This is a genomic window from Roseibium sp. (genome assembly GCF_048260565.1).
GTDB lineage: Bacteria > Pseudomonadota > Alphaproteobacteria > Rhizobiales > Stappiaceae > Roseibium.
In genome coordinates this window covers 409955-429368 of the sequence record NZ_JBLXGP010000003.1, presented here as the reverse complement: position 1 = coordinate 429368, position 19414 = coordinate 409955, and the positions used below count along the sequence as shown (strand labels likewise).

Annotated in this window: 18 protein-coding genes and 1 other RNA gene; 9 read left to right on the top strand and 10 right to left on the bottom strand. The window is 60.6% G+C overall.

The genetic code is table 11. The annotated features are described in order from the left end of the window. Nucleotides 1-53: 53 nt before the first annotated feature. Nucleotides 54-566, bottom strand: a complete 513-nt coding sequence (locus ACN0SO_RS10170; RefSeq protein ID WP_417677186.1) for a dihydrofolate reductase — start codon at nt 564-566, stop codon at nt 54-56. 137 nt (nt 567-703) lie between these two features. Here ACN0SO_RS10170 and ACN0SO_RS10165 point away from each other — a divergent pair, with 137 nt between their 5' ends. Next, a complete protein-coding gene (locus ACN0SO_RS10165) occupies nt 704-1045 on the top strand; it encodes a TfoX/Sxy family protein (protein ID WP_417677184.1) in 342 nt (113 codons plus the stop codon). A gap of 45 nt (nt 1046-1090) precedes the next feature. On the opposite strand, the gene ACN0SO_RS10160 is transcribed toward ACN0SO_RS10165, so the two are convergent. The 3 genes from ACN0SO_RS10160 to ACN0SO_RS10150 form a co-directional block, all read right to left on the bottom strand. After that, complete coding sequence (locus tag ACN0SO_RS10160) at nt 1091-1381, bottom strand: type II toxin-antitoxin system RelE/ParE family toxin (protein WP_417677182.1); 291 nt, start codon at nt 1379-1381, stop codon at nt 1091-1093. Between the two features lie 3 nt (nt 1382-1384). Further along, nucleotides 1385-1621 carry a type II toxin-antitoxin system ParD family antitoxin gene (locus ACN0SO_RS10155; protein WP_417677180.1) on the bottom strand — a complete coding sequence of 79 codons (237 nt, stop codon included), beginning with the start codon at nt 1619-1621 and terminating at the stop codon, nt 1385-1387. Between the two features lie 74 nt (nt 1622-1695). Beyond that, entirely contained in the window at nt 1696-2490 is a 795-nt protein-coding gene (locus tag ACN0SO_RS10150; protein WP_417677178.1) for a thymidylate synthase, read from the bottom strand. Nucleotides 2491-2652: 162 nt separating this feature from the next. On the opposite strand from ACN0SO_RS10150, the gene ssrA reads away from it, so the two are divergent. The 4 genes from ssrA to ACN0SO_RS10130 all read left to right on the top strand — a co-directional run bounded on the left by ssrA (nt 2653) and on the right by ACN0SO_RS10130 (nt 4211). Then, nucleotides 2653-3023, top strand: a transfer-messenger RNA (tmRNA) gene (ssrA, locus tag ACN0SO_RS10145). A 124-nt stretch (nt 3024-3147) separates the two neighbouring features. Continuing rightward, a complete protein-coding gene (locus ACN0SO_RS10140; RefSeq protein WP_417677176.1) occupies nt 3148-3720 on the top strand; it encodes an SspB family protein in 573 nt (190 codons plus the stop codon). Between the two features lie 18 nt (nt 3721-3738). Next, a complete protein-coding gene (locus tag ACN0SO_RS10135; RefSeq protein ID WP_417677174.1) occupies nt 3739-3960 on the top strand; it encodes a DUF4169 family protein in 222 nt (73 codons plus the stop codon). Nucleotides 3961-3971: 11 nt separating this feature from the next. After that, nucleotides 3972-4211, top strand: a complete 240-nt coding sequence (locus ACN0SO_RS10130) for a ribbon-helix-helix domain-containing protein (protein ID WP_417677172.1) — start codon at nt 3972-3974, stop codon at nt 4209-4211. Between the two features lie 128 nt (nt 4212-4339). Here ACN0SO_RS10130 and ACN0SO_RS10125 read toward each other — a convergent pair whose 3' ends face one another. Next, nucleotides 4340-4930 carry a TetR/AcrR family transcriptional regulator gene (locus ACN0SO_RS10125; RefSeq protein ID WP_417677170.1) on the bottom strand — a complete coding sequence of 197 codons (591 nt, stop codon included), beginning with the start codon at nt 4928-4930 and terminating at the stop codon, nt 4340-4342. A 67-nt stretch (nt 4931-4997) separates the two neighbouring features. Here ACN0SO_RS10125 and ACN0SO_RS10120 point away from each other — a divergent pair, with 67 nt between their 5' ends. Then, on the top strand, nt 4998-5423 hold the full coding sequence (locus ACN0SO_RS10120) for a VOC family protein (protein ID WP_417677168.1): 426 nt from the start codon (nt 4998-5000) through the stop codon (nt 5421-5423). A 688-nt stretch (nt 5424-6111) separates the two neighbouring features. Here ACN0SO_RS10120 and ACN0SO_RS10115 read toward each other — a convergent pair. Then, on the bottom strand, nt 6112-10026 hold the full coding sequence (locus ACN0SO_RS10115; RefSeq protein ID WP_417677480.1) for an AsmA-like C-terminal region-containing protein: 3915 nt from the start codon (nt 10024-10026) through the stop codon (nt 6112-6114). Between the two features lie 82 nt (nt 10027-10108). After that, nucleotides 10109-11524 carry an FAD-binding oxidoreductase gene (locus ACN0SO_RS10110; protein ID WP_417677166.1) on the bottom strand — a complete coding sequence of 472 codons (1416 nt, stop codon included), beginning with the start codon at nt 11522-11524 and terminating at the stop codon, nt 10109-10111. A gap of 128 nt (nt 11525-11652) precedes the next feature. Between ACN0SO_RS10110 and ACN0SO_RS10105 the strand changes: the two genes are divergently transcribed. Beyond that, nucleotides 11653-12150 (top strand): thioesterase family protein, encoded by a 498-nt coding sequence (locus ACN0SO_RS10105; RefSeq protein ID WP_417677164.1) that lies wholly within the window; start codon nt 11653-11655, stop codon nt 12148-12150. 57 nt (nt 12151-12207) lie between these two features. Here the strand turns inward: ACN0SO_RS10105 and ACN0SO_RS10100 are convergent, their stop codons facing one another. Next, nucleotides 12208-14019 carry a chloride channel protein gene (locus ACN0SO_RS10100; RefSeq protein WP_417677162.1) on the bottom strand — a complete coding sequence of 604 codons (1812 nt, stop codon included), beginning with the start codon at nt 14017-14019 and terminating at the stop codon, nt 12208-12210. A gap of 246 nt (nt 14020-14265) precedes the next feature. Between ACN0SO_RS10100 and ACN0SO_RS10095 the strand changes: the two genes are divergently transcribed. Then, nucleotides 14266-15930 (top strand): chloride channel protein, encoded by a 1665-nt coding sequence (locus tag ACN0SO_RS10095; RefSeq protein WP_417677160.1) that lies wholly within the window; start codon nt 14266-14268, stop codon nt 15928-15930. Nucleotides 15931-15957: 27 nt separating this feature from the next. Here the strand turns inward: ACN0SO_RS10095 and ACN0SO_RS10090 are convergent, their stop codons facing one another. Together ACN0SO_RS10090 and ACN0SO_RS10085 are read right to left on the bottom strand one after the other, a co-directional pair. Next, complete coding sequence (locus ACN0SO_RS10090) at nt 15958-16995, bottom strand: phytanoyl-CoA dioxygenase family protein (protein WP_417677158.1); 1038 nt, start codon at nt 16993-16995, stop codon at nt 15958-15960. Between the two features lie 74 nt (nt 16996-17069). Then, complete coding sequence (locus tag ACN0SO_RS10085; RefSeq protein ID WP_417677156.1) at nt 17070-18884, bottom strand: aminopeptidase P family protein; 1815 nt, start codon at nt 18882-18884, stop codon at nt 17070-17072. 249 nt (nt 18885-19133) lie between these two features. Between ACN0SO_RS10085 and ACN0SO_RS10080 the strand changes: the two genes are divergently transcribed. Next, the gene (locus tag ACN0SO_RS10080; protein WP_417677154.1) at nt 19134-19346 is read left to right on the top strand and encodes a hypothetical protein; all 213 of its coding nucleotides are present in this window, start codon (nt 19134-19136) and stop codon (nt 19344-19346) included. Nucleotides 19347-19414: the final 68 nt, after the last annotated feature.

The window sequence follows — 19414 nt, the reverse complement described above, 5'->3', positions numbered from 1 at the left end:
CAAATCACCAACGCCGCCAGATGCGGCCACTCAACAGTCTCGTTCAAGCCATATCAGACGGATTGCGCCCGACGATAGGTGACAAATTCGAAATCGGCGGAATCCCGTTCGCTCCGCTCCCCCTTGACCCGCGCCGTTTCCCGCCAGATCGCCGGGTCGATGTCGGGAAAATGGGTATCGGCGTCCGGATCCGCCTGCACCTCTGTGATCTCCAGCCGATCGGCCCGGCCCATGGCCTGATCGTAGATCTGCCCACCACCCATGACGATAATATCATCGACGGCGAGATCGGCGGCAAGCGCGGACGCCCGCTCCAGCGCATCGTCCAGGGACGACACCACTTCGGCACCTTCGGCACGGTAACCATTCCTGGAAATCACGATATTCGGCCGCCCGGGGAGAGGCCGTCCGAGCGATTCAAACGTCTTGCGGCCCATCACAACCGGTTTGCCGAGGGTGATTGCCTTGAAATGCTTCAGGTCCGACGGCAGCCGCCAGGGCATGTCGTTGTCCAGACCGATAGCTCCATTGCGGGCCACCGCCGCGATCAGAACGATTTGGGGCATTTCTTCTCCCGTGTTTCGCCTTTCACTCATAGGCAAGCACAAGGGTGTGATCAATTCGGGAGCGCATTCCGGTATAATAAGGTGTTGAAGGATGGCTTAGAGCATTGGGCGATAAGATTACGGAGGAAGCCTCCCGAATGACCGAGATGGACAAACAACTGCTGGCGGAACGGGTCCGATCCGTCCTCCCGGATCAAAACGTCACCCACAGACCGATGTTCGGCAATATCGGCTTCATGCTGAACGGCAATCTCCTGTGCGGCGCCAGCAAGAAAGGCCTGATGATCCGGACCGACCCGGCACGCGAGGCCGACATCCTGAAATCGCCTCATGTCACGCCGGTCCGCATGTCGGAACGCAAAATGCCCGGCTTCCTGCGCGTCGCCCCCGACGGGCTCGCAAGTGACGCGGATCTGGAACACTGGATCGGTCTTGCGATGGACTACGTGGGCCAGCTGCCGGAGAAGGTGAAGAAATAGCGGCAAGACGGGCCGAACTCCTATGACCAACTCACAGCCCCGACTTCAAAGGTGGCGTTCGACGTCCATTCTCTGATGCAGAATCCTTACAACAACCAACGCCTCGTCGGTCACACGATAAAAAAGGATATGCGCACCGCAAGCCGCCTTGAGGTAACCAGCACGGATATCTTCCGCCGTTCGACCTGACTGCCGTCCCTCTGCAATCGCTTTGCAGGTTGCTTGCAAATCCCGGACATAACGCACGGCCTGCGCCTTTCCCCATTGCTCAACCGTATATGTCCAAATGTTGTCGAGGTCTTCTAAAGCGGCCGGCGTGAACTGCAGATGCCGCATTGCTCAGGCTTCGGTTTTCCGTTCGATAAAATCGTCGAAATCGAAGTCTTTCGGTTCGCCCGACGCCTCGCCCGCCTGCAGAGCGGCCCGGAGCGCATCAACCCTGGCTTCCTGTTCCTCAAGCAGGCGAAGCCCTGCGCGAACCACATCGCTCGCACTGGCGTAGCGGCCGGTCTTCACACGACTGTCGACAAATCCGGCAAAGTGGTCGCCGAGGGAAAGCGAAGTGTTTCTGGCCATGACAATCTCCAATGCCCGACAATGTACCAAAAATTGGTACTATCAACAAGAACGGCTGACACCTCGCGTTTCCCTCAAACCGCAATCGGCGCTGAGATATGCGGATGCGGATCGTAGTCCGACAGGGCGAAATCCTCGTATTTGAAGGCGAAGAGATCGGTCACGCCCGGATTGATTGTCATCGTCGGCAGGGACCTCGGCGTCCGGGTGAGCTGTTCGCGGGCCTGGTCGAAGTGGTTGTGATAAAGATGCGCGTCGCCGAAGGTATGGACGAAATCCCCCGGTTTGAGGCCCGTCACCTGCGCGATCATCATGGTCAGCAGCGCGTAGGAGGCGATGTTGAACGGAACGCCCAGGAAAACGTCCGCCGAACGCTGGTAGAGCTGACAGGACAGCTTCCCCTCCGCCACGTAGAACTGAAACAGGGAATGGCACGGCGGCAGCGCCATGTCGTCGACCAGTGCCGGATTCCAGGCCGACACGATCAGGCGGCGGGAGTTCGGGGTCTCCCGGATCATGCGCAGCAGATTTGAAATCTGGTCGATGGAGCGCCCGTCCGGCGCCGGCCAGGAACGCCACTGATAGCCGTAGACCGGCCCCAGCTCGCCGTTCTCGTCTGCCCAGTCGTCCCAGATCTTTACCCCGTGTTCCTGCAGGTAGCGCACGTTGGTATCGCCGGCGAGGAACCACAGCAGTTCGTAAATGATCGATTTCAGGTGCAGCTTCTTGGTCGTGACCAGCGGAAATCCTTCCGACAGATCGAACCGCATCTGGTGACCGAAGACCGACCGGGTACCGGTTCCCGTTCGGTCGCCCCGGTCGACGCCCTTGTCCAGGATGAGCTGCATGAGATCGAGATATTGCTGCAAGTCGCTGTTTCCGTATTGCTTCGGCTTTCGCCCGTATCCACCTGTTCTCCAGATACCTGTAAAGTGCCAGATTCGCGAGCATTCGCGCGATTCCCACGAGTCATATCCCCACTCTTGGGGCTTTGGGCCGGCCGGGCAGAAATTATGCAGGTCGATACGCAGCCCCTTTTATTTGCCGACACAAGACCTTATATCTGGCGTGCCGGTTCGCCGGCTACGGCAATAAATGGTCAGTGCAATAAACCTATCGGACCCGGGGGCGGTACCCGGCGCCTCCACCCAAGCACATCGAGGACAGACGAGGTTCAGCGATGTGTTTCGGCGGGGGCGAAATAGGATCGACGAGGGCGTAAAGACTGTACTTTTGCTCGGCATGGTACCACCGACATCGGGCCATCCTAATAGTTGCAAATGACAACTATGCTTCGGACATGGCTGTTGCTGCGTAACGCAGTACCGGTAGTCCATTAAAGCCCTGACGGGTAGCACCGTCAGGCGGGGTTCGGAGGCACCTGGCAACAGAAGCCTCCACTTTCCACCAATCAAATGACAAAAAAGCCAGTGAGGCGACGAATTGGGGCCTTTTCTTTTCGCGCTCCAACCGTCAAATTGCATGAAGCCCTAACAAGTGACGACTCGGAAGCCAACGAAGACAAGATGTCCGAAGACCTACTCAGATACGACATCCTCATTCAGGACGCGCTGCGCGGCGCGGTGAAGAAAATTCTTGCCGAGGTGGGGCGCACAGGTCTTCCGGGCGAGCATCACTTCTATATCGCCTTCGACACGAGAGCGCCGGGCGTGCGGATCTCCCAGCGGCTGAAAGAACGTTACCCGCAGGAGATGACCATCGTCCTCCAGCATCAGTTCTGGGATCTCGCCATTGGCGAACATGCCTTCGAGGTCGGTCTGTCCTTCGGCGGCGTCGCCGAAAAGCTCCTGGTGCCCTATTCCGCCATCAAGGGCTTCTTCGACCCGTCCGTCCAGTTTGCCCTTGAATTCGATCCCGGCAAGACAGCCGAAGAGCTGCCGGAAGAACTTCTGGAAGCGGTCGAGGAACTCGCCAGGGTCGAACAGGCCGAAGCGGAGGAAGCTGCCGGAAACGACGAGAAGCCACTGGCGGAAACCGCGTCTGCCGAAACCGATGACAAGGCGAAAGCCTCCGATGCGGACAAGGGCGACGCCAGCGGCCAGGTCGTCTCTCTCGATGCCTTCCGGAAAAAAACCTGACCTTAAACGGGTAATCTGATGAGCGCCGAGATCGTCAATCTGCGCCAGGCACGGAAACGCAAGGTCCGCTCCGAGCGTGAAGCTCAAGCGCAAGATAACCGCTTGAAATTCGGCCGGACCAAGGCGGAAAAACAGGCTGCAAAACACGAAAGAGCCGTCCTGGAAAAGACTATTGACGGTCACCGGCTGTCGGCTTCCGACAACGAAACGCCCGACGCTCCAACCTCTTCGGCTGAATAGGCCCGGTTCGAATGCCGCTGGTCAAAAGATCCATATCCCTGCACGGTCACCGCACCAGCCTGGCACTGGAACCGGAATTCTGGGAGGTAGTGGACGAAGCGGCAAGGTCCCGGAAAATGGCGCTGGCTGCCCTCATTGCCGAAATCGATGACAATCGCGACCCGGAAGACGCCCTGTCGTCTTCCGTTCGCGTCTGGGCACTCGGGAGAGCGCTTGAAGGGCCTTCGGAACCCCAGGGTACGGACTCATAATTGTCGGATAGCCAGTGACCACTTTCGGGACCACTCGCGAAGCTGATACATGCGGATCTGATGGCGGCTATGCGGGCTTCTCTTCCGCTCGCAACACGTAAAGCCACAGATGCTTGCAGAGCTCTCAGCTACTTAAGCGATTGGAAGATGGCATCGAGCACCTCAAGGTGATCGTTGGGATCGTCACCTTCGGAGACGGCCAAGGCAACCCTGTCGAAAAGGGCTGACAACTGGACGGTCAGGGCATCAATCGGGAGTCTCTTGATCTGACCGGCCCGCATCGCCTCGGCCAGTCCCATTCGCAAGGTGTCCGCCGATGTCTCTCGATCAATCTTGTCAAGTTCCATCTGGCCAAGCACGGCCGGGCCGTCACGGAGCATGATCCGAATGCGCCCCCTGTCGGCCATTGCATCAAGGTAGCCGCGGCTGCCTTGCTTCAAGGCATCGAGGGCAGACCCTGGTACTGTTTTCGCCGACTTGGTTATTTCCTCTGCGACCGCGCGGTATTCTTCTGTGATGACGGCACGGAAGAGCGCCACCTTGTCCTCGAAGTGATGGTAGAGGGCGCCTCGCGTTACCCCTGCAGCCCTGACGATCTCGGGCGTTGAGGTTTCGGCATAGCCCTTCTCCGCGAAAAGCACCCTGGCTGCCTTCAAGAGCGCTGAACGCGTCGCTTCTGTGCGGTCCTTGTTTGAGCGGGTTACAGATTTTTGTTGCATACATTCAGCCTGTATGTTTGTGTATTTTGCACATGCAGACTGTATGTATCACATGAAGGAGGCGAAAATGAAATGCACGCAATACTACCCCGTCATCCAAACCGAGGCTGTGAATGCGACGAAAGCGTTCTACATCGACAACTTCCGCTTCAAGGTGAGCTTCGAAGCGGACTGGTACTGTCATCTGCAGTCCAGTGAAGACCCGAAGGTCAACGTCGCGATCCTGAAAGGCGATCACGAAACGATCCCGTCTAAGGGGCGCGGGTGCACGCGGGGCCTGATCCTCAACTTCGAGGTCGAGGACGTCGACGCAGAATTCGAACGCGCCCAGAGGGCTGGTCTGCCCATTCTGATGACCCTCACAGATGAGGCCTTCGGACAACGGCATTTCATCACGCGCGATCCGAACGGCGTCATGATCGATGTGATCAAGCCGATCCCGCCTGTCGGTCAGTTCGTCGATCAATATACGACCGAAGCATTGCCGACCTGACCCATGTGTAATGCGAAGCCTGTTGACTATGGCCGGGCTTCGCATTCACCAGTTGACGTTCGAGCATCGCGCAGCATCGGCAACTCCGGGCTCGAAGCGGACTGTCAGACCCGCGGACATGTTTGCAGTGTCAGAAGAGGCAAGGCAGGCATTTGGGACAGCATACCGGTTGCCATAACTGACGGACGTGACGACGACATTCAGATGCTCGACGCGTCGATTATACGGCTTCACCGGCACGCAAGCTGCGTCAAGGATAGCGAGAGCAACTGCACGGGCGCGGCGGGCTGACAACGAAAACCACGCGGTAGTTGATGCCAGAAGGTCGCCTCTCCGATTGGCCCTTAGCGCCGGTCAAGACCACGACAGTCCACGCGCAACCGATTTGCTGACGGGCGTCGCAACAGCGTAATGCCACTTGCAGACAGGGCATATGTCTCTGATAAAATTACGGAGTTGGTGCGAGAGCTTGGTGCATGGACAAACAACCCTCCGAAACGAAATCGGAGAAACCCGATCTGCTTTAGCCGACGTCTATACCGCCATCGCAATTGGGTGGAACGGTTCCCAGACCGGATAAGACCTTACAGGAGGATTGCCGCCCGTTACGACAAACAGGCGGAGAGCTTCCTCGCGTTCATCAAACTTGCGGCAATCCGCTGGTGGATGAACGTTTATAAGGCTGCCCCTAATTCGTGCCGCCGTTGATCAGCGGATCGGGCGGCCTGTTAAGCTCTGACGCCGGGATACCGATTTCCCGTGCGATAAGATCATCGATCACCTGCGGCGGTTCGAGAGGCGGCAGTGTTTCGGTCGCCTCCTCCTGGGCCGAAGCCCCCGGGGCGCCGGGTTGAAGGACCATGGGCCCGCCGTTCCCGTTGCCCTCAGCGCCGATGACGGAACGGATGCGATTGGCGAAATCCGCCGGATCGGTTACGGCCTCATGGCGCGGCTTTTCTCCGGGGGCAACCGTGACATTATTCCGGCTCTGATCCCGCGAGGAGCTGTTTTTTCCTCCCTCAACCGGTACTGCACCGCCCGTTCCGTTGACCTTTCGGTTCGCGTCGGGTGTGTCCTTGCTATCGTCTGCCGCTGCTGCCTCTGCCGCCGCTTCCGCCGCACGCGCAGCTTCTTCTGCAGCCCTGACGGCCGCCTCCTCGGCTTCCCGCTGCCGACGCACCCGTTCGTGCTTGATCCGCTTCATTTCCCGCAGCAGGCGATCGCGCTCCAGGATCTCCGCCTGCAGCTTTTCAACCCTCTGCACCTCCTGTTCGAAGGCGCGCAGGGTCAGGAACGCGGTAAAGGGAGAGATATCCACTGTCCTGACCGGAGCCTCAACCGGACCGTTGAAGACCACGCCGACCTGCGGCTCCGCTCCGGTTACGGCGTTTTCGCCCGGATCCACCTTCACGGCGAAATCCCCGTTGAGGGTCCAGTCGTTCAAGTTGACCTCCGCGGAGCCGAAAATATCCGCCCGATTGGAATCGACCACCACATTACGTGCGCTCAGCCGGCCGCCGATCAGGGTGACCGTGCCTTCGATCCGCTTGAATCCGAGGCTTCCCGCCGCCATGTGGTTCAGGAAGACCTCGCGGATCTTGTCGTCATGCAGGTCCAGGCCGGCGTCGACGGCCCTGATCACCAGCGGAAAGGCCTGCGGATTGATGCCTCTGAGTTCGCCGTCCGTCACGGCGAAGGTTCCGCCGCCTGTCAAACCGGACACAATCCCTGAAATCGTCCGGCCGCTGCCCTGGTATTCCAGGAAGAGATCGAAAGACCCGGTTGCCACCGGCCGGTTATTAAGGTTCCAAATCAGATCACGCACAGAGCCGCGGGTCAGCCTGATGGTACCGGAGACGGCCCCTTCCGCTCCGGATCGGCGAATGGCGAGTGTGCCGTCCAGCTTTCCGTTGGCGTAGGTGCCGTTCAGTCCGTCGAGACGCAGCATGGTCGGCGTCAGCCGCAGCTCAGCCTTTGCGCCCTGGATCGTGTCGGTGTCGTCAACGATCAGGCGATCGGTGGAAAGCTGAAGCGTCAGGTCCGTTTGTGTCAGGAGCGGCGTCCCGAAAGCCCCGTTCGGCCAGATGCTGGAGCCGTCACCGGCGGAAAACCACTGATCCGGCCCGAGGATCGCTTCCGACAGAAACTTCAGGTCGAGCGCGTCCAGATCCAAGCTGCCTTTGAACCGGCGGATGGTCTCGCCCTGAAGAGGTTCCATGTCCCCGGCCAGTTCGCCCTCCACAGCCACGCCGGCGACTTTACCCGTCAGCTTCGACACTTCGATCTTGCTGCCCGTTCCATTAACGTCGAAATCGACGACTGCGTCGATGTCGCCCGCCATGACGGGAAGTACCCGGCCGAACAGAAGGGCATAGGGTGCGATATCGGGCGCGGCTGACGAAACGGAGAGCCGATAGTCGGGTTCCCGGTCCTTCTGCAGGGTTATCCGCCCTTCCATTCCCAGGGTGGCCTGGCCGGCGGCAGCGCTCAAGGAAACCGTCAGGCCGTCCTTCGGCCGTCCGATTGCGCTGAAACGGACTTCCCCCGTGCCAAGGCTGCCCACCGGCAGAACCGCAAATCCCAGTTGCCTCAGGATCTGGTCTCCGCTCGGGCCGGACAGGCTGACCCCGAGCCCGATCTCTGCCGAATGCCACTCATCTACCCGGCCTTTGAAATTCATCCCGAAGTCGGTTTTGGCGCCGCCGGCATCGCCATTCAGCGTGAAATCGATCTGGCTGACCCCGTCCTGCGCCGAAGCCTTCAGGTTTGCCTGGAATTTGGCAGGAACCAGATGTCCGGACGCCTGCTCAAGACGCCCGACCAGGACGTTATCCGGCAGCACGCTGCCCAGCACCGCGGTAACGCCGGTCAGGTCGGTCGCGTTCAGAGTACCGGTCAACTGGCCTTCCGGTGCGGTCAGGAGATCGTCGACACGACCGATGACATCCACTTCGGCTCCGGCCAGGTCTTCCGCATAGAGGCGATCGATCCGCAAGCCGTTATCCGAATACTGCGCCTCCAGCGACAGGCCCTTGCCGTCCACCCCGCGCACGCTGACCTCTCGCGCCTGCACCCTCAAGGAAACGTCAAGGTCTTTCACCCCGTCTTCGGGGCGTTCAAAAAGACCTGCAAGTGTCTCGACCTGATCGATGTCAAGCTTGTCCGCATCCAGACTGAGCGAAAAGACGGCATTGCCCGAACGCGGTTTCTGGTAGGACAGCCCGCCGGTGGCTTCGGATCCGGCCATATTCAGCCGCATGTTGTCGAGCGCGACTCCATCCGGAACGAGACTGAGCCTTCCTTCCATCGAAATCGGTTGGATCGCAGTTGCGCCCTTGCCCGTCTGCCGCCACCAGGCGGCAAAGGCACCCGGCTGTTCGGAAGCGATCGACACGCTGCCGCGATAGGTAAGATCCGGTTCGAGTCCGAGATCGCCCTGGGTGGCGATCACCGTGCGTCCCGGCGCCCGTACGGCAAGCCGCGCGACCCGCCATCCGCCGAGCGTCGTCTCCAGATCGAGTTTCACGTCCTGGGCCAACCCGCCGCCGACGACGACGGCTGGAATGTCAAGCGCGATGACCCCGTCCATGTCCGGTATCGGAACCGACTTAAGCGCGGCAATGAGCCTGGAAGCGGCATTGTCCGCCGATACCGGCGTCTGGGGGCCGCCGCCGAAGATACGGTCGAGATCGACCTGTTTCGCCCGTCCGCGGATTTCAAAGCGCTTCTGCCCGGAATAGGCAAGCTCCGCCGTTCCGTCCAGGCCGAGAACGCGGTCTTCAGGACCATAGCGAAACTCGAAGGAAGGAACATTCAACCCGTCCATATTTGCCGAAAATGAGCCTCCGGCACGCCATGCATTGTCTTTCCGGTCCTCGTCCTGGATCGAGGCGAGCGAGAAGTTTCCCTCGTACCCGGGCACGCCGTTGTCCTGGGACAGCGTTCCGTCGACCGCCAGGTTGACCGGCCAGGCCGACGGCGTGACCTGCCCCTTGACCCGGATGGCGCCGTTGTCCAGCTCCTTGCCGGAGGCAAGCCGTACACTGTAGGGCTTGCCGTCATATGTGGCACTGCCGTCGACCTTGAACGGTCCTGCCAGGGTCCTGGCACTGATCAGGAGGTTGCCGTTGTCCAACCGGTGCGTCTCGCCGGTACGCGCATCGATGACCGACACCGCTCCGTCGACGATGGAAATGCGATCGAAGGCAACGTCTTCTGCAGCCAGGTCGCCGAGCGCACCGTCGGAGGTTTGCGCCGTCAACCAGTCCAGACGGCCGCTTTCATCGAGAGATAGGCTCAGATGCGGACGATCCAGTTCCATATCGAGCACCCGCACTTCCCCCTTAAGAAGGGCCGGCAGCTCGATGCGCATCTGGAAACGGGAAACGACGAGAAGCGGATCCTCCGCTTCGCCAACGCGAACGTCTGTGAAGGTCACTGCCGGAGACGGCAGAAGGCGGATATCCGCATCGCCGAGAACCGTGACCTTGTGCGCGAGGGCCTGTTCCGCATATTTTTCGAAGGTGGAGCGGTACATGGTCCAATCGACAAAAAACGGCCCCACCAGTGCCGTCACCAGCACCAGAATGATCGCGACGCCTATTGTGATATAAACCGAATTCAGGCCCTGCTCTCCTTGCTTCCCGGCTCAAAAGCCCCGGCGTTTCCGCCGATTCGGAAGTCTATCATGACATAGGCACGATCTTGCCGGGATTCAGGATGTTATCCGGATCAAGTGCCCGTTTGATGGCAGCCATCATATCGACGCCGCCGCCATGCTCTTTTCGGAGATATTTCATCTTGCCCTGGCCGACTCCATGCTCTCCGGTACAGGTGCCTTCCATTTCGATCGCACGCCAGTTGAGACGTTCAACGAAACCCTCCGCCCTGGCCACTTCTTCGTCATTGTCTTCATCGACAAGCACGAGTACGTGGAAGTTACCGTCGCCCACGTGGCCGACCACGGTCGCCAGCAAGCCCTCAGCCTCAATGTCCTTCTTGGACTCCGTCACGCATTCCGCAAGGCGCGAGATCGGCACGCAGACATCGGTCGCGACCCCCTTGGACCCCGGACGAAGCGTGAAGGATGCCCAGTAGGCATCGTGGCGCGCCGTCCAGAGATTGGTGCGATCTTCCGCTTTTGTCGCCCAGTCGAAGGGACCGCCACCATATTCCTCGGCAATGGCACCAAACAGTTCGGACTGTTCCTTGACCCCTGCCTCACTGCCGTGGAATTCCAGGAACAGGGTCGGCGTTTCGGTCAATGTCAGTTTCGAATAGATGTTGCAGGCCTTCACCTGCTGCTCGTCCAGAAGCTCGATCCGCGCGACCGGAATTCCGCACTGGATCGTCGCGATGACGGCCTGGCAGGCGGCCTCGATGCTCGGGAACGGGCAGACCCCGCCGGAAATCGCTTCCGGCTGACCATGAAGCCGAACCGTCAATTCGGTGATGATGCCGAGCGTACCTTCCGAACCGACCATCAGGCGGGTCAGGTCGTAGCCGGCCGAAGATTTGCGCGCCCGGCCGCCGGTCTTGATGACCTCGCCGGAAGCCGTGACCACCGTCAGCCCCAGGACCGCATCTTTCATGGTGCCATAGCGCACCGCATTGGTGCCCGATGCCCGTGTCGCCGCCATGCCGCCGAGGCTTGCATCTGCTCCCGGATCGATCGGGAAGAACAGGCCGGTATCGCGCAGGTAGCTGTTCAGCTGCTTGCGGGTGACGCCGGCCTCGATGCGGCAGTCGAGGTCTTCCGCGTTCACCGCCAGGATGCGGTTCATGCGGGACAGATCGATCGAAATGCCGCCGCCGGGCGCATTGACATGGCCTTCGAGCGAAGAGCCCGTACCGAAGGGAATAACCGGCACCTTGTGCTCGGCGCAGATCCGCACCACATCGGCGACTTCTTCCGTGCTTTCGGCAAAGATCACCGCGTCGGGTGCCTGGTTGGGCAACCATGTCGTGGTGTGGCCATGCTGCTCGCGCACGGCCTGCGACCGCGAACAGCGCTCACCGAATTTCTGGGTCAGAATATCCGCGACGAGCATAGCGTTTGCCTCGTTGCGTTCGACCGGAGCCTGCAAAGCAGTCAAGGACATGGTTCGACTTCCCTTATCTTTTTATCGCGTTCTACCGGACAGCATTTCCGGTTTCGCCTGAGAATATGTTAGGCCAGCTTGCGAAGGTGAAAGTCAAGCGCCCTTGGTGCCACACAGAAGGAGGAATTATGTCCGTTACCTGGCCGACGCAGATGGTCGAAAGCTCCCGAATGACCGTCCAGGACGACTGGATCGATTACAATGGCCACCTCAACATGGCCTATTATGTGGTTTTGTTCGACAGGGCCTGTGACGAGGTCTTTGAAAAACTGGGCCTCGGGGAAAGCTACCTGAAAGAACGGAACGCCTCTTATTTCACGGCCGAGACACACATCTGTTATGTGCGCGAACTGGCCGCAGGCATGCCGGTCACGGTCCGTCTGCAACTGGTCGACCACGACGCCAAACGCTGCCACTTCTATCAGGAAATCCATCACGCGGACGAAGGCTGGCTTTCGGCCACCAACGAGCAGATCAGCCTGCATGTGGACATGGGCGCCCGCAAGGTCGTTCCCTGGCCGGAAGACATTGCTGCCAATATCCAGGCCCTCGCCGATGCCCAGTCCGGCCTGCCGCGACCCGAACGCTCCGGACGCCGCATCGAAATCAAGCGCAAGCCCGCCTGAACCGGAAATCCTGTTCCGGGCCCGACAGCCTGGCGGGGTCCGGAACGATATGGCCGCCTAGCCGTAGTGGTTGGCCACGACCACTTCGGCGATTTCCTTGGAATCCACTACACCGACAACATCATCCGGACGCGGAATCCGGCCGTCGCCGCCCACGATGATGGCATAGCTTCGGCTGCGGTTGTTCATTCTGGTGATGACGGAGTTCAGGATATTCGAGGCCGGGGCGATCACATAGTCGCTCGACAAGACCTCACGCAGGGTCTGGCCGGAAAAGCGATCGGCCTGATAGGGAATGGTGCCGAAGCGGACGAAGCCGGCAATTCGGGCTCCGTCGGATACGATGATATGAGCGTCTCCCGCTTCCGCGATCGTGGCGATCGCTTCCTGGATCGGCGTATCGATCGGCAGGATCTTGAAATTGGTCGCCATCACTTCCTTGATCGGCTTCACCAGATACATGTTCGTATGCCGGTTGACCGGGATCGGCCGCCCGCGGTGGCGCAGCTTGATGGTATAGATGTTGTCCACGATCAGCCAGCGGCGCACACCAACCGCAATCGCAACGGCCAGAACCAGCGGCACGATGACGTTGTAATCGCGCGTCATCTCGAAAATCATCACGATGGCCGTCATCGAGGCACCGGTGGCCCCGCCGACCAGCGCACCCATGCCGACAAGAGCGAATTCCGCAGCGATGAAACCATGTTCGGGAAACAGCCAGCTGCCGATCACGCCCACGACGCCGCCCAGGGTGGCCCCGATGAACAGCGACGGCGAGAAGACACCGCCGGACGCGCCGGCCCCCAGGCTGACCGATGTCGCCACGATCTTGGCGATGAGAAGCGCCCCGAGCAGGACGATCGTGTAGGGGGTCGCATTCAGAATATCCTGGATGGTCGCGTAGCCGACACCCGAAGTGTGATAGTTTCCGGTCGTCAGGAAGAACGCATAGCCCATGCAACCGATGATCAGCATGCCGATGATATTCTGCGTGTATTCGTTCCCCGGCAGCGTCGGAAAAAGATCCTCGCACCAGGCCAGCGTGCGGATGAAGGCCCAGGAAGCGACCCCTGCCGCGGCGCCGAGAAACGCATAGGCGACGAGTTGGACCGGATCGATGGCTTCAATCGCCGTCACATTGGCCACCGGCACGATGAAGGCCGGGTCGAGACCGAAGGCGATACGGCCGGCATAGGTCGCTGTCGCCGTCGCCACGACGACGGGCAGGAACGTTCTGCTGCTGACTTCCGGCAGAAGCATCTCCACCGCAAACAGCACACCGCCAAGGGGCGTGTTGAAGGTGGCCGCGATCCCGGCCCCGGCGCCGGCCGAAAGCAACGTGATCTTCTGCCATCTGACCAGTTGCAGCTTCCGGGCGATGGTGGATCCGAACGAAGCCCCGATCTGAATGATCGGACCTTCCCGGCCGACCGAAGCGCCGCTGCCGATGGAAATCGCCGACGCGAACGATTTGACCACCGCGACGACGCCGCGCACGTCGCCCTTGTTGTGATAGATCGCATACATGACTTCCGGAACGCCGTGGCCCTTGGCCTCCGGTGCGAACGTCTTGACCAGGAAGACGACGATCAGGCCGCCGACGACGGGAACCAGAATGACCAGCGCTCCGAGCGGACTGGGCGCATCGAACTGGTTCGCGTCATAGACGGCCGAAATCGTTCCGTAATAAAAGAGATTGTGAACAAGGGAGATCAGGTATCGGAAGACAACCGCGCCTGCGGCGGCGACGATGCCGATGGCAAAGGCGATGATGCAAAGCATCGGCACGGAAAAGACGCGGTCTTGGACTTCGGATGAGATGACGGTTTCGACGGCGGGAGAATTCGACGGATCAGAGACGGACATGAATAGCCAACATTTATGGGCAGCGGGTAATGGTCTCGGGCGAGCTCATACCTGGCCACGGGCCGAATGGACCGTTCGAATGGCAGGGAGCCTGCCTGGAAGCCAGGGAATGCCCCTGTCCTGAACCTGCAGCATCCGAAAATCAAGGGAAAAGCTAAGAAATTTTATATTTGACTGCGCAATTTTCCGTCGAAGCCCTAATATTCCTCCAATACTGGAATGATACCGCCGCCCCAGGGTAACCCTATGCCTGATTGGCTTTTCTCCGCAGTTCGCCGCTTCGGCCTGATCAAAATCGGCCTGAAGACGATCCCGGCGGGCATCCGGCTGAACTTCAATGAATTCATGGCCCAAAAACGGCCGCTGGTCTGGTTGCTTGCGCTGTGCATCGGCGCAATCGTGTCCTGGGCCGCTATCCTGTTCCGCGAAGCCATCGGCCTGGTGCAACTGGTGTGGCTCGGCACATCAAGCGAGAACGTCATTACCGCTCTGTCCGACCTGCCCTGGTATGTGATTGTCGCAGCGCCCACGGTCGGCGGCCTCCTCGTCGGCCTGCTGCTGCAGTATGTCCAGCCGACGAAGCGCACCTACAGTGTCGCAGATGTCATCGAAGCACGAGCCAGAGGAGCTGAGGGCCTCTTGTTCAGGCCCGGCATTACATCTGCCCTGATTACCGCCCTTTCCCTCGGTTCCGGAGCAAGTGCCGGCCGTGAGGGTCCCGTGGTTCATCTGGGCGCAACCATCGGCGCTTCCCTCAGCCGGCTGTTTCAGTTGCCTGCCTCCGCGCGGCGCATATTGCTTGCCTGCGGGGTTGCCAGCGCCGTGTCGGCATCTTTCAACGCCCCGATCGCCGGGGTGCTCTTTGCCCACGAAGTCATCCTCGGGCACTATGCCTTGTCGGCGATTTCCCCGATCGCGATTGCCGCCGTCACCGGCACCGTGTTTTCACGGCTGTGGTTCGGAGACGTCGCAGCCTTCGTTATTCCCGGTCACCAGATCAGCTCCTACTGGGAGTTTCCGGCCTTCGCGCTTCTGGGCGTGACCTGCGCGGTCGTGGCCATCTGCTTCCAGTTCGCGCTGATCGGCACCGACTGGGTCGCCCGGAATATCCCCCTCGCCCTTTGGGTCAGACCCGTGGTCGGCGGCTGCGCGGTCGGCACCATCGCACTGGCCTTCCCTGCCGTCGTCGGCGTCGGATACGAGGCCACCGACGCCGCACTCAAGGACCAGTTCTCGATCTCCATGCTGTTGGCCCTGCTGATCGCCAAGACCGCGGCGACCGCCATCACGCTGGCGTCGAGGTTCGGCGGAGGCATCTTTTCGCCATCCCTTTATCTCGGCGCGATGGCCGGCGGTGCCTTCGGACTGATCGCCGCCTCCGTCTTCCCGGAAATGGCCTCCAGCGAAGGCCTTTACTCCATCCTGGGAATGGGCGCCGTCGCGGCTGCGGTTCTCGGCGCTCCGGTCTCCACCACCATGATCGTATTCGAACTGACCGGCGGCTATACCCTGTCCATCGCCCTGCTTCTGACCGTCTCGATCGCGACCGGTATCACCCAGGCCTTCCACGGCCGCTCCTATTTCCAGTGGCAGCTCGCGACCCACGGCGTTCTGGCCACCGAAGGCCCGCACCGCTTCCTGAGCACGTCCGTCAAGGTTCGCGATTTCATGGATCCCGCCCCGGAAGCGGAAGAAGACCGAAAATTCAGCATTGAAACCGACGGTCCCTACCTGCATGCGACCGGCACGCTGGAAAGCGCCTTGAAGATGTTCAAGGAGACGGGACGCGACACCCTGCCGGTGGTCGACATCAACGACCTGGAGACAATCATCGGCATCGCCCACCACGTCCACGCGCTCACCTATTTCAATTCGGCGCTGATCGACGCGGCGGAGGAAGAACACCGCTAGGGTCCGTACCCCAAGGCAGGACTCCGATCACTGCCAGCGGCGCGGCGGATCCAGCGGTTTTACGTCGCCCACGTTCGGCTGGCCGGTAAACCGGCCGGTGCGCATTTTCCAGTTGTTGATGGCATCATGGATTTCGGCCTGTCGCCAGCGTAGTCCAGGCAGGGAGAACGGATCGAGCCCGGCCCAGGGCAGGAAGGGATTGCGCCGCAACGATCCGTAAATGCCGAGCCGCACGGTCGGCCTGGTACTGACACCGCGCGCATGGAACCCATGGGTATCCGCAACCACCAGCGTATTGGCCGGAACCGCGACCTTGACCGGTTGCCCGTACCCAAGGCGGGCCAGATCCTCGTCGGAGATCCGGAACGAGCCGAGCGTGTGCATGGACCGCTTCTGGGACCCCGCGGCAATCGCCTGTTCCCGCTCCCAGGCGAGCCTTTCCGGTGTCAGACGGTGAGAGCCCGGCACATAGGTGAAGGGCCCGCCGTCCTCCGCAACATCGGTGAGGAAATACCAGCACTTGGCCGTCGGCTGGAACGTATCGGAGTGGAATACGGTCTGCGGGTCCCGCTTGCCGCGGTCCGGTTCGGCAAACACTGTATGGATGAAGGTGATCGGGTCCGCGTTGCTGGAAGCAACGTAGCGCAGCAGCCCCTGGAACAACGAACCGGTGACGAAGGCTCCGAACTCGGGCAAGTCGCGCAGCATCTTGCGCGTGATCGGCGTGAACCGGGTGACCGTATGGCCCTGAAGCATTTCCTGGGCGGAAAATGCGTTGTCTTCGACCTCGTGCCTGAGCCGTTCGAACGCGTCCTGCGGCAAAGCGTTTCGGCAAATCACGTAACCGTCGCGGGCATAGGCTTCGGCGTGCTCCGGCGAAACCATATGCTTCATCTGCCGGCGTCGGAAATCGGCCATCCGCTGGGCCAGCTGCAACCGTTTTTCATGCAGGCCACGTTCGTTCAGCCAACGGCTGCCGATGACAGGATTGGTGACGAACGACTTCGCCCCCGTTGCCAGCTCTGCGGTCCAGAGCGGCATTTTCAACAAATCGATCGCCCTCAACAGCCCCCCCTGAATGATCGCGCTCAAACATTAGATTGTCGGAGACCAACGTTAGATCAAGCGGCAAAATATCGCTAGATAGGCTTTGTCACACCTTCCAGCCAGTTGCGCGTTTCCCCGTCCAGCAACGGACCGACCATTTCGAACACCCGCTTGTGATAGGCATTCAGCCAATCGCGCTCGCCGGCGGTCAGGAGTGCCACATCCACCAGCCTGGTATCGATCGGGGCGAGCGTCAGGGTTTCGAACCCGAGCATGTTGCGTTCGCCGCCCTCGATTGGCCCTGCTTCGGTCACGAGCTCCAGGTTTTCGATCCGGATGCCGTATTCGCCGGCCGGGTAATAGCCCGGTTCGTTGGACAGAATCATGCCCGGCTTCAGAGGCACCGAGCCGGTCTTGGCAATCCGCTGCGGCCCCTCGTGAACCGACAGATAGGAGCCGACCCCGTGGCCGGTGCCGTGGTCGAAGTCGAGGCCGGCCTTCCACAGATCGATCCGGGCCAGGGTGTCGAGCTGCGCACCGGTCGTTCCTTCCGGAAAGCGCGCAGACGAAATCGCGATATGGCCCTTGAGCACCAGGGTGTTGTTCCGCTTCATGTCAGCGGACATGGTCCCCACCGCGATCGTGCGGGTAATATCCGTCGTGCCGTCCTCGTACTGGGCACCGCTGTCGATCAGGAACGGCTTTCCGGCCGGGATCGGCAGATTGCTCTTTTCGCTGACCCGGTAATGACAGATGGCGCCATTGGGCCCCGCACCCGAAATCGTATCGAAGGAAATGTCCTTTAGGGCCCCGGTTCCGACCCGGAACTCTTCCAGTTTCCGCGCCGCGCCGATCTCGTCGAGCTTACCCGTAGGCGCCATTTCGTCGAACCAGCACAGGAACCGGGCATAGGCGGCCGCGTCGCGCAGATGCGCGGCACGCGCGCCGGCGATTTCCGTCTGGTTCTTGACGGCCTTCGGCAACAGCACCGGATCCGACGCCTCGATCAGGGATCCGCCGGTCTCCGTAATGGCCGTTGCAATCGCCTCGCCGGCCAGGGCCGGATCGATCAGAACCTTTTTTCCCGCCTTTCCCAAACCTGCAAGCCCGGCCTTGAACCCCGTCGGCTCCTCGATTTCGGTCAGCTTTTCCAGAGCGTCGCGTACCGAATTGGACAGCTTGCGGCCATCGATATAAAGCGTCGGGCGACCTTCCGCAGGGACTGTCGCGAAGGACAGCGGCAGCGGCGTGTGCGGAACATCGGCTCCGCGGATATTGAACAGCCAGGCGATCGAATCCGGCTGGGTCAGAACGCAGGCCTCTGCCTTCTTCTTAAGGATCTCAGCCTGGATCTCGGCAATCTTGGCGTTCGCGGATTTTCCGGCCAGCGCTTCCGGGTGAAGCGTGACCTGACCGAGCGGCGGTTCCGGTCTGTCTTCCCAGACCGCATCCAACGGGTTGTCGTCGAGCGCCAACAGCTCCGCCCCGGCCTCGTCGCAGACCTCGCGCAGCTTCCGGACCTCACGCACCGTATGCAGCATCGGATCGAAGCCGAGTTTCTGGCCCGGTTTCAAGTGCGTACCGAGCCAGTCGGTCAACGGTTCGTTGATCAGGTGGCGTGCTGGGAAGACGGCCATGTCGACCTGCTCGCGGACCTGGATGGTATAGCGCCCGTCGACGAAAATCGCCGCCTCGTCCCCCAGCACCGCGGCAAGTCCCGCCGAGCCGGAAAATCCCGTCAGCCACTGCAGCCGGCCGTCGGAAGCGGGCACATATTCGCCCTGATGCGCATCGGCCCTCGGGATGAGGAAACCATCCAGGCCGCGGCGCTTGAGTTCTGCCCTGAGAAGGGCCGCATGCGGCGCTCCGCAGGAGGGATCGGCAAGATCGTCAAAGTTCTGAAACATGCCGGAAAGCTAATTCCTCACCCCGCACCGATCAAGCTGGATAATTCTTCTTAAAGAGGAGAATACCGGAAAAATCTCCCGACCACTTCGCAGTGCACCATTTATCTCGCATATGCGAAAAATGCAGGACTGGCATGCAGGATTGCATCTACCTCATACCGGATCCAGCACCCATATTCGGGTCAACAAGATTAAGGCAGCGAATCCCTCGGAGGATACGCCCGTTCACTCACAGCATGGAGAAGTCCCATGGCAATGACCACCACCTTCACCGGCGCAGGCCGCTCCACTTCCACCGGCTTTGTGCGCCGCGCATTCGACCGCATGATCGATGCCCGCTCCAAGCAGGCTCGTCGCTATGTCAACGGCTACCTTCTGTCCCTTGACGACGCTACGCTTGCCGCTCACGGCTATGACCGTGCCGAGCTGGAACGCGAAGGTTCTTCGCCGATCATCTTCTAAGCAGGATATCCGGCGTCATAATAAAAAGAAGCGCGTTGGCCCGGCCATCGCGCTCTTTTTTTGCCCGG